Annotated in this window: 19 protein-coding genes and 1 pseudogene; 14 read left to right on the top strand and 6 right to left on the bottom strand. The window is 64.9% G+C overall.

From position 1 onward, the window contains the following. Window positions 1-117 precede the first annotated feature (117 nt). The 3 genes from secD (at window position 118) to QMF22_RS10085 (ending at window position 5,365) form a co-directional block, all read left to right on the top strand. Complete coding sequence (secD, locus tag QMF22_RS10095) at window positions 118-1,839, top strand: protein translocase subunit SecD (protein ID WP_283453117.1); 1,722 nt, start codon at window positions 118-120, stop codon at window positions 1,837-1,839. Continuing rightward, window positions 1,839-2,852 (top strand): protein translocase subunit SecF, encoded by a 1,014-nt coding sequence (gene secF, locus QMF22_RS10090; protein WP_283453115.1) that lies wholly within the window; start codon window positions 1,839-1,841, stop codon window positions 2,850-2,852. Before secD ends, secF begins: the two co-directional genes overlap by 1 nt. A 257-nt stretch (window positions 2,853-3,109) precedes the next feature. Further along, window positions 3,110-5,365, top strand: coding sequence for a RelA/SpoT family protein (locus QMF22_RS10085; protein WP_283453113.1), 2,256 nt, complete (start codon window positions 3,110-3,112; stop codon window positions 5,363-5,365). On the opposite strand, the gene QMF22_RS10080 is transcribed toward QMF22_RS10085, so the two are convergent. The 3 genes from QMF22_RS10080 to QMF22_RS10070 all read right to left on the bottom strand — a co-directional run bounded on the left by QMF22_RS10080 (window position 5,362) and on the right by QMF22_RS10070 (window position 8,238). Continuing rightward, window positions 5,362-5,976 (bottom strand): type IV toxin-antitoxin system AbiEi family antitoxin, encoded by a 615-nt coding sequence (locus tag QMF22_RS10080; RefSeq protein ID WP_283453111.1) that lies wholly within the window; start codon window positions 5,974-5,976, stop codon window positions 5,362-5,364. The genes QMF22_RS10085 and QMF22_RS10080 overlap by 4 nt on opposite strands. A 117-nt stretch (window positions 5,977-6,093) precedes the next feature. Then, a complete protein-coding gene (locus QMF22_RS10075) occupies window positions 6,094-7,326 on the bottom strand; it encodes a DUF349 domain-containing protein (protein WP_283453108.1) in 1,233 nt (410 codons plus the stop codon). Between the two features lie 111 nt (window positions 7,327-7,437). Next, complete coding sequence (locus QMF22_RS10070; protein ID WP_283453106.1) at window positions 7,438-8,238, bottom strand: peptidylprolyl isomerase; 801 nt, start codon at window positions 8,236-8,238, stop codon at window positions 7,438-7,440. Window positions 8,239-8,344: 106 nt separating this feature from the next. Here QMF22_RS10070 and QMF22_RS10065 point away from each other — a divergent pair, with 106 nt between their 5' ends. The 11 genes from QMF22_RS10065 (at window position 8,345) to aroB (ending at window position 19,765) form a co-directional block, all read left to right on the top strand. Beyond that, window positions 8,345-9,685, top strand: a complete 1,341-nt coding sequence (locus tag QMF22_RS10065) for a replication-associated recombination protein A (RefSeq protein WP_283453104.1) — start codon at window positions 8,345-8,347, stop codon at window positions 9,683-9,685. 342 nt (window positions 9,686-10,027) lie between these two features. Continuing rightward, window positions 10,028-10,657: a 30S ribosomal protein S4 gene (gene rpsD, locus QMF22_RS10060; protein ID WP_092107727.1), complete on the top strand. Its 630-nt coding sequence runs from the start codon at window positions 10,028-10,030 to the stop codon at window positions 10,655-10,657. A gap of 110 nt (window positions 10,658-10,767) precedes the next feature. Next, window positions 10,768-11,139, top strand: coding sequence for a DUF948 domain-containing protein (locus QMF22_RS10055; RefSeq protein WP_283453100.1), 372 nt, complete (start codon window positions 10,768-10,770; stop codon window positions 11,137-11,139). 83 nt (window positions 11,140-11,222) lie between these two features. After that, the gene (locus QMF22_RS10050) at window positions 11,223-11,456 is read left to right on the top strand and encodes a hypothetical protein (protein WP_283453098.1); all 234 of its coding nucleotides are present in this window, start codon (window positions 11,223-11,225) and stop codon (window positions 11,454-11,456) included. Between the two features lie 71 nt (window positions 11,457-11,527). Beyond that, window positions 11,528-14,182 (top strand): alanine--tRNA ligase, encoded by a 2,655-nt coding sequence (alaS, locus tag QMF22_RS10045; RefSeq protein ID WP_283453096.1) that lies wholly within the window; start codon window positions 11,528-11,530, stop codon window positions 14,180-14,182. A 2-nt stretch (window positions 14,183-14,184) separates the two neighbouring features. Beyond that, entirely contained in the window at window positions 14,185-14,655 is a 471-nt protein-coding gene (gene ruvX / locus QMF22_RS10040; protein ID WP_283453094.1) for a Holliday junction resolvase RuvX, read from the top strand. A gap of 179 nt (window positions 14,656-14,834) precedes the next feature. Next, complete coding sequence (gene mltG / locus QMF22_RS10035) at window positions 14,835-16,022, top strand: endolytic transglycosylase MltG (RefSeq protein ID WP_283453091.1); 1,188 nt, start codon at window positions 14,835-14,837, stop codon at window positions 16,020-16,022. Then, a complete protein-coding gene (locus QMF22_RS10030) occupies window positions 16,015-16,908 on the top strand; it encodes a shikimate dehydrogenase (protein WP_283453089.1) in 894 nt (297 codons plus the stop codon). Before mltG ends, QMF22_RS10030 begins: the two co-directional genes overlap by 8 nt. Window positions 16,909-16,913: 5 nt before the next feature. Next, entirely contained in the window at window positions 16,914-18,122 is a 1,209-nt protein-coding gene (gene aroC / locus QMF22_RS10025; RefSeq protein ID WP_283453087.1) for a chorismate synthase, read from the top strand. Window positions 18,123-18,141: 19 nt separating this feature from the next. After that, the gene (locus tag QMF22_RS10020) at window positions 18,142-18,663 is read left to right on the top strand and encodes a shikimate kinase (protein WP_283453084.1); all 522 of its coding nucleotides are present in this window, start codon (window positions 18,142-18,144) and stop codon (window positions 18,661-18,663) included. Beyond that, a complete protein-coding gene (aroB, locus tag QMF22_RS10015) occupies window positions 18,656-19,765 on the top strand; it encodes a 3-dehydroquinate synthase (protein ID WP_283453082.1) in 1,110 nt (369 codons plus the stop codon). Before QMF22_RS10020 ends, aroB begins: the two co-directional genes overlap by 8 nt. A 221-nt stretch (window positions 19,766-19,986) precedes the next feature. Here aroB and QMF22_RS10010 read toward each other — a convergent pair. From QMF22_RS10010 to QMF22_RS10000, 3 genes and pseudogenes are all read right to left on the bottom strand, one after another. Further along, window positions 19,987-20,382: pseudogene (locus QMF22_RS10010) on the bottom strand (DUF779 domain-containing protein); the annotation flags it as partial. 124 nt (window positions 20,383-20,506) lie between these two features. Continuing rightward, the gene (gene exaC / locus QMF22_RS10005) at window positions 20,507-22,030 is read right to left on the bottom strand and encodes an acetaldehyde dehydrogenase ExaC (RefSeq protein WP_283453080.1); all 1,524 of its coding nucleotides are present in this window, start codon (window positions 22,028-22,030) and stop codon (window positions 20,507-20,509) included. Between the two features lie 150 nt (window positions 22,031-22,180). Then, window positions 22,181-23,707 (bottom strand): aldehyde dehydrogenase family protein, encoded by a 1,527-nt coding sequence (locus tag QMF22_RS10000; protein WP_283453078.1) that lies wholly within the window; start codon window positions 23,705-23,707, stop codon window positions 22,181-22,183. Between the last annotated feature and the right edge of the window lie 14 nt (window positions 23,708-23,721).

Genomic DNA, 23,721 nt, shown 5'->3' with positions numbered 1-23,721 from the left:
ATTTCGTAAGGCATACTCGCTTGGCACGTCTATTTTTTTGCACGAAACGCACGTAATGCATCAAGCGGCGCGCCCACACAGTCTGGTGTGGGCGCCAACAGAAAGCTGAGTTCATAGGTGGCTAAGTCGTCTCCGGTCAAGAAGGCCTGGCGTTCCCTGACCTGGCTTGGCGTGATTATCGTCGGCCTCATCGCCCTCAACGCATTCGGTGTCTTCACCCAGAACGGATCGTGGACGCCGAAACTGGCCCTCGACCTCGAGGGCGGAACCCAGATCATCCTCGCCCCGCAGGTGGAGAGTGGCGCGACAGTCACCTCGGAGCAGCTGGACGAGGCCGTTGGGATCATTCGTCAGCGCATCAACTCCTCTGGAGTGTCGGAAACAGAAGTCAACACTCAGGGCGGTCGAAACATCGTCGTCTCGATTCCAGGAACCCCTGATGATGCCACCCTCGAGCGCATCAAGTCCTCGGCGAAGCTCGAATTTCGGGCCGTACTCGTAGCCGGGCAGCCGTCTGGCCAGACCGTCGGGGCCGACGGCACCGCAACGCCATCGCCGCAGGCGACGGTCGATCCGAGCCTGTCGACCACACCGGCCGTCGCACCGACCGACGCGAGCGACCTGAACTACGTCACCCCGGCTCTTCAGGCCGAGTACGACGCCTTTGACTGCAACAAGATCAACAGCACCAACGTGGCACCCGCCGACCAGCCCCTGATCACCTGTGAGACCGACGGCTCGGTCAAATACATCCTCGGCCCGGTCGAGGTCGACGGTTCCACGATCTCGGACGCGACCAATGGCCAGCGCACCACTCAAAATGGCGCGACCACCGGCGAGTGGGCCGTAAACATCGTCTTCAACAGCTCGGGAACCTCGAAGTTTGCTGACGTGACGACCCGCCTGTTCAGTCTGACCGGTGTGCAGAACCAGTTCGCCATCGTGCTCGACGGTCACGTGATTTCCGCCCCGGCCACCCAGGGCGCCATCCTCGACGGCAAGCCTCAGATCACCGGGTCCTTCGATCAGGAAAGTTCCAAGGCCCTGGCTGACCAGCTCAAGTTCGGCGCACTCCCGATCAGCTTCACCGTGCAAAGCCAGGACACCATCTCGGCAACGCTCGGTTCGACCCAGCTACTCAACGGCCTCATTGCCGGACTGATCGGTCTGATCCTCGTCGTCCTCTACTCACTCGCTCAGTACCGCCTGCTCGGTTTGGTCACCGTTGCGTCCCTCGGCGTGGCAGCGGTGATCACCTACCTGCTGATCACCATCCTGTCCTGGCGTGAAGGCTACCGTTTGTCACTGGCCGGCGTCGCCGGTTTGATCGTGGCCATCGGTATCACCGCCGACTCGTTCATCGTCTACTTCGAACGCGTGCGCGATGAATTGCGTGACGGGCGCGGGCTGGAATCGTCGGTCGAGGCCGGCTGGAAGCGAGCCTTCCGCACCATCGTCGCCTCCGACGTCGTCAACTTCCTCGCCGCCGCCGTGCTGTTCGTGCTCGCCGTCGGTAATGTTCGCGGCTTCGCGCTGACCCTCGGACTCACCACTATCGTCGACCTTCTCGTGGTCAGCCTGTTCACGCACCCCATGCTGCAGCTGGCAGCCCAGACCAAATTCTTCAACGAGGGCCACAAGCTCAGTGGGCTCGACCCGCGGGCACTCGGCGCCGTCTACCGTGGTCGAGCTCGGTTTGAACCTTCGGCAGCCGTGTCGCCGACCAAGGTCGCATCCTCCAGCAAAGAGGCGGCGAAACGACAGACCATCGCTGAGCGAAAAGCATCCGAACTCGTAAGCAGCAGTACCGATCGAACGACAGACGGGAAGGATTCCTGATGGCCAGCTTCTCGAAATTTGGAAATGACCTCTACACCGGAGCGCGGTCGCTGAACATCGTCGGGCGTCGTAAACTCTGGTACCTCATCGCCGGTGGCATGATCCTCATCGCCCTCGTCGGTCCCTTCCTGCTGCGCGGCGGTTTCGTCTTCGGCATCGAATTCACCGGTGGCAGCCAGTTCGTCGTGTCGCAGACCACGAGCCAGTCCGAGACCACGGCAACGAATGCCGTCGCGAGCGTCGTTCCCGACGCCGTAGCGAAGATCTCCACCGTCGGCTCCGACGGTGTTCGCGTGCAGACCGACCAGCTGTCGGAGGCCGAGACGACGACCGTGCGTGACGCTCTCGCCGCCGGGTTCAACGTGCCGGTCAAGGAAGTCGCCACCTCCTTCATTGGCGCCACCTGGGGGCAGGACATCACGGGACAGGCACTGCGCGCCCTGGTCGTGTTCCTCGTGCTCGCCGGTATCATCATGGCTATCTATTTCCGCACCTGGAAAATGTCCGTGGCGGCTATGGTCGCCCTTCTGCACGACCTGGTCATCACCGCGGGGTTCTACGGAATCACCGGTTTTGAAATCACGCCGGCGGCAGTGATCGGGTTCCTCACGATCCTGGGATACTCGCTCTACGACACCGTCGTGGTCTTCGACAAGATTCGCGAGAACACCAACTTCGACGGGTCCGGCTCGAGCCGAACTTTCTCCGAGTCGGTCAACCTCGCCGTGAACCAGACCCTCGTGCGCTCGATCAACACTTCTGTGGTGGCGGCCCTGCCCGTGGCATCCATTTTGTTCATCGGTGCGTTCGTCTTGGGTGCCGGCACGCTGCGCGACATCTCGCTCGCGCTGCTCATCGGAATTCTGGTCGGAACTTACTCGACCATCTTCATCGCATCACCGCTGTACGCCCAGCTGCGGAACGGCGAGGACGCTATTCGCAAGCACGACAAGAAGGCCCTCGCTGCGCGCGCGAAGGCCTCGGTCCCGGCTGCTGCGAGCGTCACCGCTTAGTCGAAACACCTGCACCAGGAACGGCCAGCCCCCGCGGGTTGGCCGTTCCTGTCTCTGCAACTGGACCGCGCAAAATTCCCCGGAAAAAAGGAATCGGGGTAGGGTCCCCGTTCTTCCCATTCTCCCGGGAATTTTGCTCGGCAGCCCACCTCATCGGCGTTACGCCGGAGGCGTACGGACTGCGCGCGCGGAACCGGCATAATTGAGAGATCGCAAATCCCGCGTCTTTTGCCGGGCGAGACGTATGAGGTGAGACTATGACGGACACGACGACCCCCTCCCCGGCCTCGCTGCGCCGGCTGGTTCCTCGCATCTTCTCTCGGGCCCAGCCCGCCGGTGCTGTTGACCGCCTGATCAAGACGGTGCGGTTGAACCACCCGAAGGTTGACCTGTCGATCATCGAACGCGCGTACACCGCCGCCGAGCGAGCGCACGACGGACAGCTGCGTCGCAGCGGCGAGCCGTACATCACCCACCCGGTCGCCGTAGCGCAGATTTTGGCCGACCTGGGGATCGGCACTAAAACCATTGCGGCCGCCCTGCTGCACGACACCGTAGAAGATACCGATTACACCCTCGACGCCCTACGGGCCGACTTCGGCGATGAAATCGCCATGCTCGTCGATGGGGTCACCAAGCTCGACAAGGTGAAGTACGGTGATTCGACCCAGGCCGAAACCGTGCGCAAGATGATCGTTGCAATGTCCAAAGACATTCGCGTCCTCATCATCAAACTTGCTGACCGCCTGCACAACGCCCGCACCTGGGGCTTCGTTCCCAACGAATCCGCCGTGCGCAAAGCCACCGAGACCCTGGAGATCTACGCCCCTCTCGCGCACCGCCTGGGGATCCAGACGATCAAGTGGGAACTTGAGGACCTCTCTTTTGCGGTGCTGTACCCCAAGCTCTACGCCGAGATTGAAAGCCTGGTCAAGCAGCGCACTCCGCAGCGCGAAGAGTTCGTTCAACAGATCATCGACACCATCAACGATGATCTCAAATCGGCGCGAATTCGCGGCAAGGTAGCCGGTCGCCCCAAGCAGTACTACTCGATCTACCAGAAAATGGTCGTGCGCGGCCGGGACTTCGACGAGATCTACGACCTCGTCGGCATTCGCGTGCTCGTGAACTCGGTGCGGGACTGCTACGCGGTGCTGGGATCCATCCATGCCCGCTGGACGCCGCTGCCCGGCCGGTTCAAGGACTACATTGCGACTCCGAAGTTCAATCTGTACCAGTCCCTGCACACCACCGTGCTCGGGCCGAGCGGTCGCGCGGTCGAAATTCAGATTCGCACCACCGAAATGCACCAGCGTGCCGAGTTCGGTGTGGCCGCGCACTGGAAGTACAAGGAGCAGGTCAACGGCAAGAGTGCCGGCGGACCCGGCCCGCAGAGCGACACCGATATGGCCTGGCTCGCCCATATCTCTGACTGGCAGGCCGAAACGGCCGACCCCGGCGAATTCCTTGACTCCCTGCGGTATGAGATCGGCGCCAAAGAGGTTTACGTGTTCACGCCGAAGGGCCGCGTCATCGGCCTTCCCTCCGGTGCGACCCCGGTTGACTTCGCCTATGCGGTGCATACCGAGGTGGGTCACCGCACCATGGGCGCCAAGGTTAATGGTCGATTGGTGCCGCTGGAGAGCGAGCTGATTACCGGCGACGTGGTCGAGGTGTTCACCTCGAAAAACCCCGATTCCGGCCCGAGCAAAGACTGGCTGAACTTCGTCAAGAGCCCCAGGGCGCGCAACAAGATTCGGCAATGGTTCACCAAGGAACGCCGCGACGAGGCCATCGAGCAGGGCAGGGACGCGATCGCCCGTGCCATGCGCAAGCAGAACCTTCCTCTGCAAAAGCTGATGAACCAAGACTCCTTCGCGGAGGTCGCGGCTCAGCTCAAGTACGAAGATGTATCGGCGCTCTATGCCGCCGTCGGTGAAGGTCACGTTTCAACCCAGTCGGTGCTCGAAAAGGTCGTTTCTTCGGTGCAGAGCATCGAAGACAACGACAGCAACGACTTTCCGGTCGCCGCTCGCGGACGGCAGCAGACCACCCGCAATGGAGATTCCGGAGTGCTGGTGCGCGGTGCGCCGGACATTCTGGTCAAACTGGCCCGCTGCTGCACCCCGGTGCCCGGCGACAGGATCGTCGGATTCGTCACCCGCGGCGCAGGAGTCTCTGTACATCAGGCCGCCTGCCACAATGTGCAGTCGCTGCTCAAAGAACCCGAGCGCATGATCGAGGTCGAGTGGGCACCAACCTCGAAGAGTTTGTTCCTCGTGCACATTCAAATCGAAGCCCTCGACCGCTCCGGCCTGCTCTCCGACGTCACCCGGGTCTTGTCGGAGCACCACGTGAACATCCTCTCGGCCACGGTCAACACGTCGAGCGATCGCCTCGCGCTCAGCCGCTTCGTCTTTGAGATGGGGGACACCACCCACCTCGACCGCGTACTCAACGCCGTGCGTCGTATCGATGCGGTGTACGACGTGTACCGGGTCAGCGACGGCTAACCTGCGGCACTGCGCGCGCGGCCCTGCTGGCGCAGCGCAAACAGTGGTGCGCTGACGGCCGTGAAGCGCGCGACAGCTAGAGCGCTGTGAGCGGGGCTGCCTCGCTTGCAGAGGTGGATGGCGGCCGACACGTCGGGGTACCCGCCGTAGTTGAGGAGGCGGGCCAGGAGGGAAGTCAGCTCCGATGTGGTTGATGATGACACGGTCGGCGGTGTAACCGCATAGCGGGCGAGATCTACGGCGGTGCGCAGGGGAGTGGTGACCCGCACCCCCGAGATGGTGCGCACGTCATCGGGTGTTCGCACAATTTCACGCACCGATGCCCGAGCCGACCACAGGGTGGTGGCACGCGCGCCGATCAGCACACAGAACTGGTGCCGCCGCGGCTCCGGCGCGACGCCGTAGATCCACGCTGCGGTGAGCTGCTCGGCGATGGCGCGGGGCGGGACCAGCTGGCTGGCGGCGATCGCGCGGCTGTCGCAACCGTCTATTTCATCGATCACGCACCAGGAGTCCGCGATCTGAAAGACTTGGCCGTCGAGGCGGGCGGCGTAGAGCTCGGCGAGGGGCAGGTCGTTCAGGGCGAGCGGTCGCCCCGGTGGATTCGTCATGCCACCAGAGTGAGGCTTAACCAGGTCCAGGCCCCCGAAAGAGCCTGGATCTGTGGAAAAACAGTTCACGTGCGCGGCGTGTGGATAACTCCGTACCTGCGTGAAGTTGTCTGCCGGCTACTGGCCGATGGCCTTGAGCCAGGCTTTGCGGGCCTCGAGCGCTTCGGTGGCGTCCTTGATGGCCCGGGCGTTCTGACCCTTCTGCGCCGTGGCCAGCTCGGCCTCGAGCTTGGCGATCGCGTCGTTCAGCTGCCCGGCCAGGCCCTCGGTGCGCGCCTTGGTCTCGGGGTTGTTGCGCTTCCAGTGATCGTCGTCGAGCTTGCGCACGACGGCTTCCACCTTGCGCAGGCGATCCTCGATCGGCTTCACCTGGTCCCGCGGGACCTTGCCGATTTCGTCCCACTTGCGCTGGATCGAAGTGAGGGTGTCGCGCGCGGCATTCCGGTCGGTGGTGGTGAGCAGGGTTTCGGCCTGGGTCAGCAATTCGAGCTTGAGTACGAGGTTCGCGGAGAACTCTTCGTTGTCCTGGGCTTCGACCTCACTCTTGACCGAGTAGAGCACGTCGCCGGCAGCCTTGAATTTGGCCCACATGGCGTCGTCCTGCTTCTTACCGCTGCGGCCGGCTTTCTTCCACTCGTCGAGCAGGTTGCGATAGGCGGAGACACCGTCGGCGCCCTGCGGGGCGAGGGCCTCGGCCTGCTCGATCAGGTGCTGCTTCTTGGTACGAACGTCTTTGTGAGCGCTGTCGAGTTCGGCGAAGAACGCCTTGCGGTTCTGCTCGATCGTGGTGCGGGCTGCCCGAAAACGCTTCCACAGGTCGTTGGCTTCGCCCTTGGGAATGCGCGGGGCGTCGTGCTGGTGTGCCTGCCACTTGGCAAAGAGGGCGTCGAGAGCGGCGCTGGTCTGCTTCCACTGCGTCTTGGCCGGATCCTCGGCGGCGAGGCGCTCAGCCTCGGTCACGATCTCGGCTCGTTCGGCGACAGCGGCAGCGGATGCAGCCTTCGTTTCGATGCTCTGCTGCTCGGTGAGCTCACTGACGGCACCGCCGAGAGCGCCGAGGCGCTCGGCCAGGGCAGCAAGGTTTCCGACCGCGTTGGCATTGGCGACGGCAACTGTGAGGTTGGCGACCGACTTGGCGATATCCGCGGCCGGCGCGCCACCCTTCGCACGCTGCTCGAGCAGGGTGACCTGTCCGTTGAGCTCGACGTACTTGCGCTCGAAGTAGGCCAGGGCCTCTTCCGGAGTGGCATCCGGGTACTGGCCGACGGCGCGTTCGCCATCTGCCTCGCGCACGTAAACCGTGCCGGTTTCGTCTACGCGACCCCATGGTTGCTGATCTGTCGTAGTCAAGAGCCTCACCTTTGCTGAGTTGTTGTGTGTGGATCCGCGGGAGTGAAGAGTGCGGAACCTAAGAAATACCCTGATAAGCCTATTGCAATAGCGCAGGGGTGACGATCGATCCTACTGAAGTGTTATGCCCGTGATCGTCGTTGGCACTTTCGGGGCGCCGTCGCCGGAGCCGTCCGCGGTGCCGGCATCCGTGATCTGGGCCTTGAGCTCGTCCAGTCCGCTCGTGACGTGACCGAGCACGGTGTAGCCGCCGCCCGCGTCGGACGGGATAGTCGTGTCGTCGTAGACTACGAAGAGCTGACTGCCCATGCTGTACCCATTGCCGCCTTGGCGAGCCATGGCGAGGGTACCGGCCGGGTAGACGTTATCGGCCGGAGCGTTTTCGACCGGACCGTAGCTGTAACCGGGGCCGCCGGATCCGTCGCCGGCCGGGTCGCCGCACTGCAGAACGAAGAAGCCACCGTTGGTGAGGCGGTGGCAGGTGGTGCCGTTGTAGAAACCACTCTGGGCGAGGCTGATCGTGGAGGAGACGCCCTGGGGGGCGAGCGCGCCGTCGAGTTCGATGCCGAGGTCGACGTCGTTGAGGGTCAGGGTGCCGGTCCAGGTTCGTCCCTCGGCCAGGGTGCTCGCGGGCACGTCGCCGGTATTTGCACCGGCCGCTGCCGTGGTCGTCGGCGTCGGAGTGGACGTTGAGGCGGCCGTGGGCGCTGGGGTACCCGGGCCGCCGTCGAAGTAGAACACCTGGGCGATCACGATCAGGGTGAGCGCCACGAGGAGTCCGCCACCGTATATCAGATTGTCACGCACGCGCCGCTTCTGCTGGTGCTCGTGCACGGCCCTGCGCGCCTGGTAGGAACGAACACGGCCGCGCTCTTCACGTGCCGCACGCTCAAGCTTGTAATTCGAAGCCACTTGGAACCCCTCCAGGGCCGTCGGGGTTGGCGACGACCGGACAAAACGTGACCGTACGCCAACGCGACCGACCTCGTAGAACTCTCTCACAAACTACGCTGGAGGAATGTCGGATGCACAACCGGGTCTGCGCAGTGGCGCAACCCCCCTCGCCGTACGAATGCGCCCCAAGACCCTCGACGAGGTTGCCGGCCAACGTCACCTGCTCACCCCCGGGTCGCCGCTGGTGAGCCTCGCCAGCGACAAAACCGGGGAGCGCGGCAGCGTCTCGGTCATTTTGTGGGGTCCTCCCGGCACCGGCAAGACCACGCTCGCCCAGGCCATCGCGCACAGCTCCGGCCGTCGCTTCGTCGAACTTTCCGCGGTGACCGCCGGCGTGCGCGACGTACGTCAGGTGATGGAAGACGCCCGCACGAACCGAGACCTGTACGGCTTGTCGACCGTGTTGTTCCTCGACGAGATCCACCGTTTCTCGAAGGCCCAGCAGGATGCCCTGTTGCCCGGTGTTGAAAACGGTGTGATCATCCTGGTCGCGGCGACGACCGAGAACCCGTCGTTCTCGATCATTTCGCCCCTGCTCTCCCGGTCGCTTCTGCTCACCCTCGAAGTGCTCAGCGACGATGATCTCGGCATCGTCGTCGACCGGGCCGTCACCGACGCCCGCGGCCTCGCCGACCGGTTCGAACTCGAGCCCGAGGCTCGTGGCGCGATCATTCGGCTGGCATCGGGCGACGCGAGGCGGGCGCTGACCGCGCTGGAGGCGGCATCCGTTTCGGCAGAAACGACCCTGGAGGCCGGCGCGCCGGGCAAGCCGGTGATCACGACCGACATCGTCTCACTCGCAGTCGACCGCGCGCTGTTGCGTTACGACCGCAATGGTGATGAGCACTACGACGTGATCAGCGCGTTCATCAAATCGGTGCGCGGCAGTGACGTCGACGCCGCGCTGCACTACCTCGCGCGCATGATCGAGGCCGGCGAAGACCCACGTTACATTTGCCGCCGCATCATTATTCTTGCCTCCGAGGACATCGGGATGGCCGACCCGCAGTCGCTGCTGATCGCTGTCGCCGCCGCCGACGCCGTCGCCCTGATCGGCATGCCGGAAGGTCGTATTCCGCTCGCCCAAGCGGTCGTTCACCTGGCCACGGCACCCAAGTCGAACGCCGCCTATATGGCCCTCGACGCGGCCATCGCCGACGTGCGCGCCGGGAAGATGGGCCGCGTACCCAAGGGTATGCGCGACGCGCACTACCCGGGAGCCAAGCGCCTCGGCCACGGCAAAGGCTACGTCTATCCGCACAATGACCCGCTCGGCGTCGTCACGCAGCAGTACCCGCCGACCGAACTCACACAGACCATCTACTACGCCCCCACCGAGCACGGCCACGAGCGCGAAGTCTCCGCCCGCCTCCTAAAAATCCGCCGGATAGTCCGCAACCAATAACTCGTCAGGGCTCGGCTCTGGACTTGCGGCGGCGGCGGGTTTCCCGCGGGGTTGCGAGTTTCGCGGAGTGTCCTGCGCACCCGCGATGTTTGAGCGAGGAGCGGGTGACCCGCCGACGCTGCCCGCCTCGAGAACGCGATCAACAGCATCCGCTCGTGTGCTAACCTTGACTCTGCCTACAACTGGTTTCGGCATGCGGCTGCGTCCGGATCCAGTTTGGAGGGGTTTCGTTTTGTAGCCGAACGACCCATGGCACCCAATCCTCTGATCTCCCATGACCTGTGCCCATTCCGGCGCACTCGCCCTGGTATCCCTGTTATTGAGTCCGATTGAAAGGAAACCGTGTCTACCAAGTCACGTACCCGCAGTAAAACTCGCCTCTCGCGCGCCCTGGGCATTGCCCTCACGCCGAAGGCAGCCCGCTTCCTCGAGAAGCGCCCCTATGCACCCGGTGAGCACGGTCGCACCAAGCGCAAGACCGACTCGGACTACGCCGTTCGACTGCGCGAAAAGCAGCGCTTACGCGCCCAGTACGGCATCCGCGAAGCCCAGCTCAAGATTGCCTTCGAGCAGGCTCGTCGTCGTCAGGGACTGACCGGTGAGAACCTCGTCGAGATCCTCGAGACCCGTCTCGACGCCCTCCTCGTGCGTTCGGCCATCGCCCGCACCACCGCTCAGGCTCGCCAGATGATCGTGCACCGTCACATCCTCGTCGACGGAGAGCTCGTTGACCGGCCCTCCTTCCGCGTGAAGCCGGGCCAGCTCATGCACGTCAAGGCTCGCAGTGAGGGCATGGAGCCCTTCCAGGTTGCAGCAGCCGGCGGCCACGTCGACCTGCTCCCCAAGCTCCCGCCGTACCTCGAGGTAGAGCTCGACAAGCTTCAGGCCCGCCTCGTGCGCGCCCCGAAGCGCATCGAGATCCCCGTGACCTGTGAAGTTCAGCTCGTCGTGGAGTACTACGCAGCTCGCTAGTCCCATCGCCGGTCTGTGACCGGTACGCTGAAGGGCGGATCACCTCAGGGTGATCCGCCCTTTTGTATACCCGGGCTCCGCAAGAGCCCATCGAGCTGAGTGGAGTCACCGTGTCAGGTGGAGATATTGCCGGCCTCATCGCCGCTGGCGTGTTCGCAATACTGGTCGCTGTCATCGCTATTCCGTTGGTCAAACTGGGCCGAGTGTTCGATGAGACCACCGCCGCCATCCATGAACTCAGCGAGGGAATCACCCCGATGCTGACCGAGACGACGGAGACCGTCCGTTCTACCAACCAGCAACTGGCCAGGGTGGACACCATCACGAGCAACGTAGCGGATGTCACCGGTAACGTCTCGGCGCTGGTCGCGTTGTTCGCGGCCACGGTCGGCGGGCCGCTGATCAAGCTCGCCGGTTTCTCGGCCGGCGTCCGGGCGGCCTTTCGCGCCGGACGGCCGCGGCCTCGGCGTAATCGGGGTTGACCGGCTACTCTGGACACGGCGTTGATATTTTCGCGCCGGACTTATCGACAGCTACGGCTAGACCAGATTCAGGGAGAAGTGCCATGAAGAACGTCATCTGGTTGGTCATCGGCGTGGCCGCGGGCTTCGTGGTGGCCCACGAGGTCAACAAGACCCAGCAGGGCAAGCAGTTCTTCACCGAACTTGACACCAAGGCCCGCGAGTTCGGCGAGGCCATCTCCGAGGGCTATCGCCAGCGCGAGGCCGAGCTGCACGCTGCGCTCGGCGACGTCGCCACTGCTGCCGCGGGTGACGCACCGGCGACCAGCGAGCCGTAAGCATCCGCTCAACTCAGGCAGACCTTTTCACCGCACCACCACATTCATGCACGACAAAAGCTACGGACACCATGCAGACTGCTGACATTCGCGGGCGCTGGCTCGACTTCTTCGCCGATCGTGGACACACCGTTGTGCCGTCCGCCTCATTGGTGAGCGACGACCCCACCCTTCTCTTCACCGTCGCCGGCATGGTGCCGTTCGTGCCGTACCTCACCGGGCTCGTTCCGGCGCCGTACCCGCGTGCGACGAGCGTGCAGAAATGCATCCGTACCAACGACATCGAAGAGGTCGGCAAGACCCCCAGGCATGGCACGTTCTTTCAGATGAACGGCAACTTCAGCTTCGGCGACTACTTCAAGGAAGAGGCCATCGGCTTCGCCTGGGAACTGCTGACCACGCCCGAGAACCAGGGCGGCTACGGCTTTCGCGAAAGCGACCTCTGGGTGACCATCTACCTCGACGACGACGAGGCCTACCGCTACTGGCGGGCCATTGGCGTGCCGGACAACCGCATCCAGCGCCTCGGCATGGAGTCCAACTACTGGTCCACCGGCCAGCCAGGACCGGCCGGCCCCTGCTCGGAGATTTTCTTCGACCGTGGTCCCGCCTACGGCGCCGACGGTGGCCCCGCCACTGACGACGATCGTTACGTCGAAATCTGGAACCTCGTCTTTATGCAGTACCTGCGCGGCGAAAGCACCGGCAAGAGCGATTTCAAGATTCTCGGCGACCTGCCGAAGAAGAACATTGACACCGGCATGGGCCTCGAACGCGTTGCGTTCCTCAAACAGGGCGTCGAGAACATGTACGAGATCGACCAGGTTCGCCCGGTTCTCGATCGTGCCGCAGCCCTGTCTGGCCGCCGCTACGGCGCCGATCACGACGACGACGTGCGCATGCGCATCGTCGCCGACCACGTACGCTCCTCCCTCATGCTGATGAGCGACGGCGTCATGCCGTCCAATGAGGGCCGCGGCTATATCCTCCGCCGCCTGCTGCGGCGCAGCGTGCGCGCCATGCGCCTGCTCGGCGTCGACACCGTCAGCCTGCCTGAACTGCTGCCTGCCTCCCGCGACGCGATGAGCGCAGCCTACCCCGAGGTCAAGAGCGACTTTGGGCGCATCAGCCAGGCCGCATTTGCCGAGGAAGAAACCTTCCTGCGCACCCTTGCCAGCGGAAGTACCGTGCTTGACCTGGCCGTGGCGAAGACCAAGAAGGCCAACAAGACTGAGCTGGCCGGCCCGACCGCGTTCCTGCTGCACGACACTTACGGGTTCCCGATCGAGATCACCCTCGAGATCGCCGAAGAGGCCGGCCTCAGCGTCAACCGGGACGCCTTCGACGTACTCATGACCAAGCAGCGCACCATGGCTAAGGCCGACGCGAAGTCCAAGAAGACGACTCTGGCCGACCTCGGTGTGTACAGCGCCTTCCGTGCCCTCGGTGAGACGGTTTTCACCGGGTATGACGACCTGCAGAATGAGTCGAGCGTGCTCGGCCTCATCGTGGACGGTGAGTCCGTCACGAGTGCGGTCGCCGGTGAAACCGCCGAAGTCATCCTTGCCGAGACGGCCCTCTGGGCTGAGTCCGGCGGTCAGGAAGCGGATGCTGGCCTCATCGTCGGTCCCGGCTACGAGCTCAAGGTGCTCGACGTGCAAAAGCCGGTCAAGGGTCTGATCAGCCACAAGGTGCTCGTGCAGTCCGGCGAGGTCGGTGTCGGCGACAGCGCCACGAGCGTGGTCGACGAGAGTTGGCGCCGCGGAGCCCGCCAGGCGCACTCCGGAACGCACATTCTGCATGCCGCCCTGCGCCAGGTACTCGGCCCGAACGCCCACCAGTCCGGCTCGTACAACAAAGCCGGGTTCTTTCGCCTCGACTTCTCCTGGAACCAGGCGCTGTCGCCGGCGACCCGCACCGAGATAGAAGAGATCTCCAACAACGCCATCCGCGACAACCTGCCGGTGACCACGCGGGAATTGCCCCTGGCCGAGGCGAAGGCACTGGGTGCCATGGCCCTCTTCGGCGAAAAGTACGGCGACGTCGTGCGCGTTGTCGACATCGGCGGCCCCTGGTCGCGCGAACTCTGCGCCGGCACCCACGTCACCAGCAGTGCCGAGATCGGCATGATCAACCTGATCAGCGAGGCCTCGGTCGGTTCGACGAACCGCCGCGTCGAATCCCTCGTCGGACTCGAAGCGTTCCGTGATCTCGCCGCCGAACGCACCCTCGTGTCGCAGCTCACCTCGAGCCTGAAGACGCCGCGCGACCAGCTGCCCGAGCGCATTAGCGACCTCGTGACGAGCCTCAAAGCGGCCGAGAAGAAGATCGCCGCCTTCGAAGCCCGCGCGCTAACCGACCGGGTGCCCGCACTCCTGGCAACGGCTCGCCGGGCCTGCGCAGTGACCGTCGTCGCCGAAGACCTCGGTGTGCTCGGTTCTCCGGACGACGTTCGGATGCTGGCCCTCGCCACGCGGGAACGTCTCGGTACCGACGCGGTCGTCGTGGCGCTCTCCGCGATCGCCGCCGACAAGCCCGTCGTGATCGTCGCCACCAACCAGGCCGCTCGCGATGCTGGCCACAAAGCCGGCGCCCTCGCCAAGACCGTGGCCGGTATCCTCGGCGGCGGAGGTGGCGGCAAGGACGACCTCGCCCAGGGCGGTGGCCCCAACGGCGACGCCATCCCGGCCGCCCTGCAGGCCGTCGTCGCCGCGATCAGTCGCTAACGATGCGCTCCGGAGTTCGGGTCGGCGTCGACGTCGGGAAGGTGCGTATCGGGCTCGCCCGCAGCGACAACCACGGCATGCTCGCGACACCGGTCGAAACGGTCGCCCGCGATCAGGCGGGCCTGACCGATCTCGCGCGCATTCGAGCCATTGTGATCGAGCTCGATGCCGTCGAGGTCATCGTCGGCCTGCCCCTGGCCCTGTCGGGAAATGTGACGGCATCAACCGACGACGCGATCGATTTCGCCGACCGGCTCGCCCGAACGTTCGAGGTTCCGGTGCGACTGGTCGACGAACGACTCTCTACGGTGTCGGCACAGTCGGCCCTGCGGGCATCCGGTCGCTCAGCGAAAACGCAACGACCAGTGATTGATCAGGTGGCCGCGACTATCATTCTGCAACACGCGCTCGACAGCGAGCGTGCCTCGGGGCGGCCGCCAGGGTCGCCCGTCGAACCGACCGAGAGGCCGTAACCGTGCCGAGTTCCACCCCGGAAGAGCCCCTGCCAAGCCGCCGTCAGCTACGCGCGCAACAGGCCGCCGCGGACGCAGCGGCCGAACAGGCAGCCGCGGGGGAGATTCAGCCCGTGCCGCCCCGTGCCGCCGGAGCCCCGGACGCGCCGCTACTCCCGCGACTTTCCCGCGAAGCAGCCGTGCCTACGACCACTGCCACTGACTTCCTGACGGCGAACGAGAGCGCTGATTCCGGCCGCGACCGTGCCAAGCGTCGTTCGCTGCTCGCCGACGAACCGCCGCGAGAAAAGCGTAGCCATAAGGGTGCCTGGGGCTGCCTGATCGTCTTCGTCGTGCTGGCAGCCCTCGTGGCCGCCGCCTACGTCTTTCTTCAGGGTCCGATCTCGCAAATCATCGCCGCCACGCAGGGGCCTGCCGATTTCACCGCCGAGGAAGCCGCCACCGGTGAGGACATTGTCGTGATGATCCACGACGGTGACGGCGGCTCGGAGATTACCAACACCCTCGTCGACCAGGGCGTCGTGAAAAGCTTCGACGCGTTCTATGCGATTCTGCTGCAGACGACCCCGGAGCCGGTTTTCCAGCCCGGCGCCTATCAGCTCAAAACGAAAATGGTCGCGGGTACTGCCCTCGATGCCCTTCTGAATGACGGCACGCGACTGAGTCAGACCGTGGTTGTTCCGGAGGGTACTGCGGCCGTCGACGTGCTGAAGTCGATCTCGGAGGGAACCGATATTCCCCGCGCCGACCTGAACGCTGCTGCGGCCAACGTGGGCTCGTTCGGGCTCCCGCCCGAGGCAACCACCCTCGAGGGATTCCTGTTTCCCGCGACGTACACGTTCTCCCCGGGCGACACCGCACAGGTGGCCCTTCAGGCCATGGTGAACCGGCAGTTCGAGGCCCTCGACACGGCCGGGGTCGCGGTCGCAGACCGTTGGTCGACCATCGTGTTCGCCTCACTCATTCAGCGAGAGGCGGGCCTGCGCGACGACTACTACAAGGTGTCGCGGGTCTTCCTCAACCGGCTGGACCCCGCCCAGTGGGAGAGCGGCTTGCTGCAGTCCGACGCGACCGTCGCCTATGGCACCGGAAACACCCATCTCGTCACTACGACCGACGCCGAACGCGCGGATGCCGGCAATCTCTACAACACGTACGTGCATCCCGGCATGGTCGTCGGCCCCATCTCGAACCCCGGCGACCTCGCCATCGACGCCGCCCTGCACCCGGTCGACGGCCCCTGGCTGTTCTTCGTGACCGTCAACCTCGATACCGGCGAGACCGTGTTCTCCACCACCGTGGCCGAGCACGACGCAGCGGTCGTCGTGTGGCAGAACTGGATGAGGGAGCACCCCGAATATGGATAGCCTCAGCTTGAACCGCCTCGCGGTGCTTGGCTCGCCGATCAAGCACTCACGTTCGCCGCTGCTGCACCGGGCCGCCTACCGTCAGTTGGGCCTCGATTGGTCATACGATGCGGTCGAGGTGAAGTCCGGCTCCCTGGCCATGTTCCTGAGCAAAGTCGGGCCGGAATGGCGCGGTCTGTCACTTACCATGCCGCTCAAGCAGGAGGTTCTGCCGTTCATCGACGACTGCGATCGGGTCGCCCAGCTGACCGGATCGGTCAACACCGTGCTGCTGCGCCGGGTCAAGGGACGCGGCACGCTGAGCGGCTACAACACGGACGTTGCGGGGCTGGTGCGTGCCCTCGCCGAGAGTGGAGTCACCCGGGCGGCGCACGTGACCCTGCTCGGAGCCGGCGCGACGGCGGCATCCGCTCTGATGGCGGCAGCCGAACTCGGCGCTGAATTCGTCACGGTACTCATGCGGGATGCGGTCAAGGCGCAGCCGCTGATCGAGCTCGGCCGAACACTCGGCGTGGTCGTAGACCTGCAGGATTTCGGCGGCGTCACCCGGGTCGACACCGACGTCGTGATCAGCACTCTGCCCGGGGGGACCGTGCTGCCGACGCCACTGCCGCTTGAACTGCGTCAACGGGCCGTCTTGTTCGACGTCGCGTATTCACCGTGGCCGAGCGGAGTCGCCTCGTCCTGGCATGCCGCTGGCGGCACGGTGCTGAACGGGCTCGGGATGCTGCTGCATCAGGCCCTCATTCAGGTGCGCGTGTTCGTCACCGCCGATCCGTTTGAACCGTTAGCCGACGAGCAGGCAGTGCTTGCGGCCATGCGCGGCGCGCTGAGCCGCGACCCTGGTCCCAGCGACGCCGGCCCTCACGTTGCTGTGGAAAGATAGGAAGCATGCTTCGTTGGCTCACTGCCGGAGAATCTCACGGCCCCGAACTCATCGCCATTGTCGAGGGTTTGCCCGCTGGAATCCCGGTCACCCTTGATTCGATCCGTCTCGATCTGGCGCGCCGCAAGCTCGGCTACGGCCGCGGCGCCCGCATGAAGTTTGAAGAGGACGAGCTCACCCTCTCGGGTGGAGTGCGACACGGCGTCACCCTCGGCGGCCCTGTCGCGCTGCGCATCGGCAACTCGGAATGGCCCAAATGGGTCGACGTGATGAGCGCCGCACCGGTAGACCCGGCCACGCTCGCCCGCGGCCGCGGCGCGCCCCTGACCCGGCCCCGGCCCGGACACGCCGACCTGGCGGGCATGCAGAAGTACGGTTTCGACGAAGCCCGCCCGGTACTGGAGCGCGCGAGCGCCCGCGAGACCGCCGCTCGGGTGGCGCTCGGCGCCGTCGCGCGGTCGTTTCTGAACGAGCTGGGAATCCAGCTGGTCAGCCACACCATCGCCATCGGCCCGGTGCTGGTGCCCGACGGCACGCCGCTGCCGCAGCCGGGCGACGTCGATGCCCTCGACGCCGACCCGCTGCGCTGTTTCGACGCCGCGACATCCGCTCTGATGGTGGCTGAAGTGGATGCCGCCCACCACGACGGCGACACCCTCGGCGGCGTCGTCGAGGTCCTCGCCTACAACCTTCCCCCCGGCCTCGGCTCCTTCGTGCACTGGGACCGACGCCTGGACTCCCAGCTCGCCGCCGCCCTCATGGGCATCCAGGCGATCAAGGGCGTCGAGGTCGGCGACGGCTTCGATACCACCCGCCGCCGCGGCTCGGCCGCCCACGACGAACTCGTGCAGGCAGATGGCGCCATCCAGCGCGTCAGCGATAAGGCCGGCGGTACAGAGGGCGGCATGAGCACCGGCACAGTGCTGCGCGTTCGCGCCGGTATGAAGCCGATCGCCACGATTCCGCGGGCACTGCGCACGGTCGACGTGGCCACGAGCGAGCCAGCACCGGCTCATCATCAACGCTCCGACGTCTGTGCGGTTCCGGCCGCCGGCGTCGTGGCCGAGGCCATGGTGGCGCTCGTGCTCGCGAACTCGGTTCTGGAGAAGTTCGGCGGTGACTCGATCGGCGAGACCCGGCGCAACCTCGAGTCCTACCTGGCCAACATTCCGGCCAACCTGCGCACGGGCGCGTCGAGCGACGCAACGCTGTGACGACTCTTCGGCTGTTTCGATGCTAAGCCTGCGCAACTCGTTGCTGCCGATCGTTTTCATCGGGCCGATGGCCGCCGGAAAAACCAAGATCGGTCGCCGGGTTGCCCGTGGCCTGAACGTGCCCTTCATCGACACCGATAAACGCATCGTGGAGAGCTACGGTCCGATTCCGGAAATTTTCGCCCGCGAGGGCGAAGAGTATTTTCGCATCATCGAGCGGGAAGCCGTGGACTGGGCCCTCGGCGAGCCGGCCATCGTGTCGCTCGGCGGGGGAGCGGTGCTGAACGTCGACACCCAGGCCGATCTCGAAGTCGCGACTGTCGTCTACCTGAGCGTTACCCGTGCTGCCGTGCAGGCGCGTCTGGGCGGCAGCCGAAGGCCACTCCTGGCCGGTGGTATCGCCGACTGGGAACGCATCTACAACCTGCGGCGCCCCACCTATGAGGCCCTCGCGACGATTCACCTGGACACCTCCAACCGACCGATCAGCGGCATCGCCGACGAAATCGTGAATTGGGTACAAGAAAGAAATGATGACTGAAATTTCAAGCACGACCGACCCGACGCCCGCAACCACCGTGATCACCGTGACCGGCGTCGACAGCTATCCGGTCAGCGTGGGGCGGGGACTCGTCACTACCGTCGCCGAGCAGCTCGGCAGCGGCGTCAACAAGGTGCTCATCGTGCACACCTCCACCGTTGGTGCCCGCGCTGTCGAGCTCCGCGACAACCTGCTCGAAACCTACTCCGAGGTGTTGCTCGCCGAGATTCCCGACGCCGAGGCCGCCAAGCGGGTCGAGGTCGCCGCGTTCTGCTGGGGGGTCATGGGGCAATCCGACTTCAGCCGCACCGATGCCGTCATCGGACTCGGCGGCGGAGCCGTCACCGACCTCGCCGGCTTCGTCGCGGCGACCTGGCTGCGCGGCGTGAAACTCATTCAGATTCCCACGAGCGTGCTCGGTATGGTCGACGCGGCCGTCGGGGGCAAGAACGGCATCAACACCGCCGAGGGCAAGAACCTCGTCGGCACCTTCTATGCGCCCGCCGCAGTGCTCTGCGACCTCGACCTGCTCGATGCCCTGCCAAAGAACGAGATCCTCGCTGGCTTCGCCGAGATCGTGAAGGCCGGGTTCATTCAGGTTCCCGAGATTCTCGACATCATCGAAGCGGATGTCGACCGCGCCACCGACCCGACGACCCCCGAATTTCGCCGCCTGATCGAACTCTCCATTGCCATGAAGGCGCGCATCGTGGGCGAGGACTTCAAGGAGGCCGGCCTCCGCGAGATCCTCAACTACGGCCACACCCTCGGCCACGCGGTCGAGCACGCGGAACGCTACGGCTGGCGCCACGGTGCTGCCGTAGCGGTCGGAATGATGTTCGCGGCAGAACTCGCCGCCCTCAGCGGCCGGCTCTCGGTCGAGGTCGTCGACCGGCACCGCAACATCCTTGAATCACTGACCCTGCCGACTGGCTACCCGGTGGGCCGCTGGCCTACCCTGCTCGCCACCATGCAGCGCGACAAGAAGACTCGCAGCGGCATGCTGCGCTTCGTCGTGCTCGACGATGTGGGCAAGCCCACCATCCTCGAGGGCCCCGACGCGTCGCTGCTGTTCAGCGCTTACCAGGCCATCGGGCAGTAGGTACCGCGTCTCTGCGGCTCACCAGGCGTGCGCCGAGCCGTGAGTTTCGTGCGCCGAGCCGTGAGTTTTGGCCCGCAAAAGGGCCTTGAAACGTTCAAAACTCACGGCTCGGCGAGCTGGGGGAGACTTCAGGCGGGGACAGGGGCCGCGGCGGGCGGGGCTGCGGCCTCCGCTTCGACCGTGTCAGCGCCGGCCGGAGCGGCGAAAGGGGTCATCGTGGTCATGAGTTCGGAGCGGATGAGAAAGCGCACACCGCGCGGAGCTTCGGCGCTGAAGCCGCTGCCACGGCCCGGCACGACGTCGACGGTGAGAAAGGTGTGGCTCCAGTAGTTGAACTGTTCGGCCGACATCCAGAAGTCGAGCGGCTGAGCGGCCCCGCCAGCCGGAGCTAGGTCGAACTGGCCGAGCCGCACGTCCTGGTCGCTGGTGATGAACTCGCCGGCCATGAACAGCATGGGTGAACTGCCGTCGCAGCATCCGCCGGACTGGTGGAACATGAGCGGGCCGTGCTCCTCCCACAGGCTGCGGAGCAGATCGACCGCGACCGGGGTGAGCTCAACGCGGGGGGCGGTTTCGCCGGCGATCGTGACCGACGCGGTAATCGTGGGTGTCGACATTGACGGACCTTTCTACAGAAGAATCGATGAAAAAGGGGCTGCCTACGACGTTACGTCGTCGACAGCCCCCGGGCCAGACCTACAGCGAACTCTCACCGTGTGGTGAACATCCGCTGGGTGCGGTTTAGAAGAAGCCCAGCTTGTTCTCCGAGTACGACACCAGCAGGTTCTTGGTCTGCTGGTAGTGCCCGAGCGCGAGCTTGTTGTTCTCGCGGCCGATGCCGGAGCTCTTATAGCCGCCAAACGCGGCGCCGGCGGGGTAGGCGTGGTAGTTGTTGACCCAGACACGGCCGGCCTGGATGTCACGACCCGCCCGGTAGGCGACGTTGCCGTTGCGCGACCAGACGCCGGCACCGAGACCATAGATGGTGTCATTGGCGATCGATATGGCGTCGTCGTAGTCGGTGAAGCTCGTCACGGCGAGCACCGGTCCGAAGATCTCCTCCTGGAACAGGCGCATCTTGTTGTGGCCCTCGAAGATGGTCGGCTGCACGTAGTAGCCGTCGGTGAGGTCGCCGCCAAGGTCGGCACGTTCGCCGCCGAGGGCGAGCTTGGCGCCCTCCTTGGTGCCGATGTCGATGTAGGAGAGGATCTTCTCGAGCTGGTCGTTGCTCGCCTGCGCGCCCATCTGGGTGTCGGTGTCGAGCGGGTTGCCCTGGATGATCTTCTTGGCGCGGGTGACGGCGTCGCCGAGGAAGCTGTCGTAGATGGGCTTCTGCAGCAGCGCCCGGCTCGGGGCCGTGCAAACCTCGCCCTGGTTGAAGGCGAAGAGCACGAAGCCTTCCTGCGCCTTGTCGTAGAACGCGTCCTTCTCCTGCGCGACGTCGCTGAAGAAGATGTTCGGGCTCTTGCCGCCGAGCTCAACGGTCGAGGGGATGATGTTGGCCGAGGCGTACTGCAAAATGAGCCGGCCGGTGGTGGTTTCACCGGTGAAGGCGATCTTGCGGATGCGGTTGCTCGAGGCGAGCGGCTTACCGGCTTCGAGGCCGAAGCCGTTGACGACGTTGACCACGCCCGGAGGGAGGATGTCGCCGATGAGTTCCATCAGCACCAGAATCGAGACCGGGGTCTGCTCGGCGGGCTTCAGCACGATGGCGTTGCCGGCGGCGAGGGCCGGGGCCAGCTTCCAGACGGCCATCAAAATGGGGAAGTTCCACGGAATAATTTGGCCGACGACGCCGAGCGGCTCGTGGAATTGGTACGAGACGGTGTCGCCGTCGAGCTGGGCGTGGTCGCCGTCCTGGGCGCGGATCGCCGAGGCGAAGTAGCGGAAGTGGTCAGCCGCGAGGGGAATGTCGGCGTTGATCGTCTCGCGCACGGCCTTGCCGTTGTCCCAGGTCTCGGCGACGGCGAGCATTTCGGTGTTGGCGTCGATCAGGTCGGCGATCTTGTTGAGCACAGCGGCACGTTCCGTGGGGCTGGTCTTGCCCCAGGCCGGTGCGGCCTTGTGGGCGGCGTTGAGGGCCAGTTCGATGTCTTCGGCGGTGCCGCGAGCGACTTCGGCGAACGGCTTGCCGGTGACGGGGGTGATGTCTTCGAAGTACTGGCCCTTGACCGGGGCGACCCATTCGCCGCCGATCCAGTTCTCGTACCGGGACTTGAAGGTAACTTTGGAGCCGGGTGTTCCTGGGACTGCGTAGACGGTCATATCACTCCTATTTCGACGACGATGTCGGTCCGCGTTCTGCGGTGTCCTCAGAGTAGGAGACCAAAGGTTGCAAAAGGTTGCGAGGCTCCGCCGGTCGCCGCCACGCGCGCAACGCGCGCAGCAGCGATCAGCGGATGCCCGGCATGCGCTCTAGAAGAAGCCCAGTGCGTTCTCGGAGTATGACACGAGCAGGTTCTTGGTCTGCTGGTAGTGGCCGAGGGCGAGCTTGTTGTTCTCGCGGCCGATGCCGGAGTTCTTGTACCCACCGAACGCGGCGCCGGCCGGATAGGTGTGGTAATTGTTCACCCAGACCCGGCCGGCTTCGAGATCGCGCCCGGCACGGTAGGCCACGTTGCCATTACGCGACCAGACGCCGGCCGCGAGACCGAACTCGGAGTCGTTGGCGATGGAGATGGCATCGGCGTAGTCCTCGAAGCTGGTCACGGCGAGCACCGGTCCGAAGATCTCTTCCTGGAAGATGCGCATCGAGTTGTCGCCCTCGAAGATGGTGGGCTCAATGTAGAACCCGCCGCTGAGGTCGCCGCCGAGGTCGATACCGCTGCCGCCAGTGAGCAGTGTCGCGCCCTCCTTCTTTCCGATCTCGATGTAGCCGAGTACCTTGTCGTATTGAGCCTTGCTGGCCTGCGCGCCCACCTGGGTCTCTGTGTCGAGCGGGTTGCCCTGCTTGATCAGCTTGGTGCGGGCGACGGCGTCGTCGACGAATCCGGCGTAAATCGACTTCTGCACGAGGGCACGGGTCGGCGCGGCGCAGATCTCGCCCTGGTTGAGCGCGAACAGCACGAAGCCTTCGAGCGCCTTGTCGTAGAAGGCGTCGTCGCGGGCCTGGGCCACATCGGCGAAGAAGATGTTCGGGCTCTTGCCGCCGAGCTCCACGGTGGAGGGAATGATGTTGTCGCTCGCGGCCTTGAGGATCGTGCGGCCAACCGGGGTGGAGCCGGTGAAGGCGATCTTGCTGATGCGCGGCGACGAGGCGAGGTGGGCACCGGCATCCGCACCGTAACCGTTGACGATATTGAGCACCCCATTCGGCAGAATGTCTCCGATGAGTTCGATCAGTACGAGGATCGAAACCGGGGTCTGCGAGGCCGGCTTGAGCACGATAGCGTTGCCGGCGGCGAGGGCCGGCGCAAGCTTCCACGAGGCCATCAGAATGGGAAAGTTCCAGGGTATGATCTGGCCGACGACGCCGAGCGGCTCGTGGAATTGGTAGGAGACGTTGTCGCCGTCGAGCTCAGCGTGGTCGCCGTCCTGCGCGCGAATGGCGGCGGCGAAGTAGCGGAAGTGGTCGGCGGCGAGGGGAATATCGGCGGCGAGGTTCTCGCGCACCGGCTTGCCGTTGTCCCAGGTCTCCGCGACGGCAAGAACTTCGAGGTTGGCGTCGATGACGTCGGCGATCTTGTTCAGCACGGCTGCGCGCTCGGCGGAGCTGGTCTTGCCCCAGGCCGGTGCGGCGCGGTGGGCGGCGTCGAGGGCGAGCTCGATGTCGGCCGGAGTTCCGAGGGCAACCTCGGTGAAGACCTTGCCGTTGACCGGAGAAATGTCGTCGAAATATTCGCCCGCAACGGGCGGCGTCCATGCTCCGCCGATCCAGTTCTCATAGCGAGGCTTGAAGGTGACGTGGCTTCCGGGTGTTCCGGGCACTGCGTAAATGGTCATGTGACTCCTTGGGC

Origin of the sequence: Cryobacterium sp. PH31-L1, assembly GCF_030063145.1 — a bacterium.
In the GTDB taxonomy this organism is placed as follows: domain Bacteria; phylum Actinomycetota; class Actinomycetes; order Actinomycetales; family Microbacteriaceae; genus Cryobacterium.
This window is presented reverse-complemented; position numbering and strand designations above follow the sequence as displayed.

Bases quoted from the DNA above. Each gene is read 5' to 3' on its own strand.
- QMF22_RS10065 (WP_283453104.1), top strand. From the start codon at position 8,345: ATGTCGGATGCACAACCGGGTCTGCGCAGTGGCGCAACCCCCCTCGCC.
- QMF22_RS10050 (WP_283453098.1), top strand. From the start codon at position 11,223: ATGAAGAACGTCATCTGGTTGGTCATCGGCGTGGCCGCGGGCTTCGTG.
- aroB (WP_283453082.1), top strand. From the start codon at position 18,656: ATGACTGAAATTTCAAGCACGACCGACCCGACGCCCGCAACCACCGTG.
- QMF22_RS10030 (WP_283453089.1), top strand. From the start codon at position 16,015: ATGGATAGCCTCAGCTTGAACCGCCTCGCGGTGCTTGGCTCGCCGATC.
- exaC (WP_283453080.1), bottom strand. From the start codon at position 22,030: ATGACCGTCTACGCAGTCCCAGGAACACCCGGCTCCAAAGTTACCTTC.
- aroC (WP_283453087.1), top strand. From the start codon at position 16,914: ATGCTTCGTTGGCTCACTGCCGGAGAATCTCACGGCCCCGAACTCATC.
- QMF22_RS10080 (WP_283453111.1), bottom strand. From the start codon at position 5,976: ATGACGAATCCACCGGGGCGACCGCTCGCCCTGAACGACCTGCCCCTC.
- QMF22_RS10000 (WP_283453078.1), bottom strand. From the start codon at position 23,707: ATGACCATTTACGCAGTGCCCGGAACACCCGGAAGCCACGTCACCTTC.
- ruvX (WP_283453094.1), top strand. From the start codon at position 14,185: ATGCGCTCCGGAGTTCGGGTCGGCGTCGACGTCGGGAAGGTGCGTATC.
- alaS (WP_283453096.1), top strand. From the start codon at position 11,528: ATGCAGACTGCTGACATTCGCGGGCGCTGGCTCGACTTCTTCGCCGAT.
- QMF22_RS10085 (WP_283453113.1), top strand. From the start codon at position 3,110: ATGACGGACACGACGACCCCCTCCCCGGCCTCGCTGCGCCGGCTGGTT.
- QMF22_RS10020 (WP_283453084.1), top strand. From the start codon at position 18,142: ATGCTAAGCCTGCGCAACTCGTTGCTGCCGATCGTTTTCATCGGGCCG.
- secF (WP_283453115.1), top strand. From the start codon at position 1,839: ATGGCCAGCTTCTCGAAATTTGGAAATGACCTCTACACCGGAGCGCGG.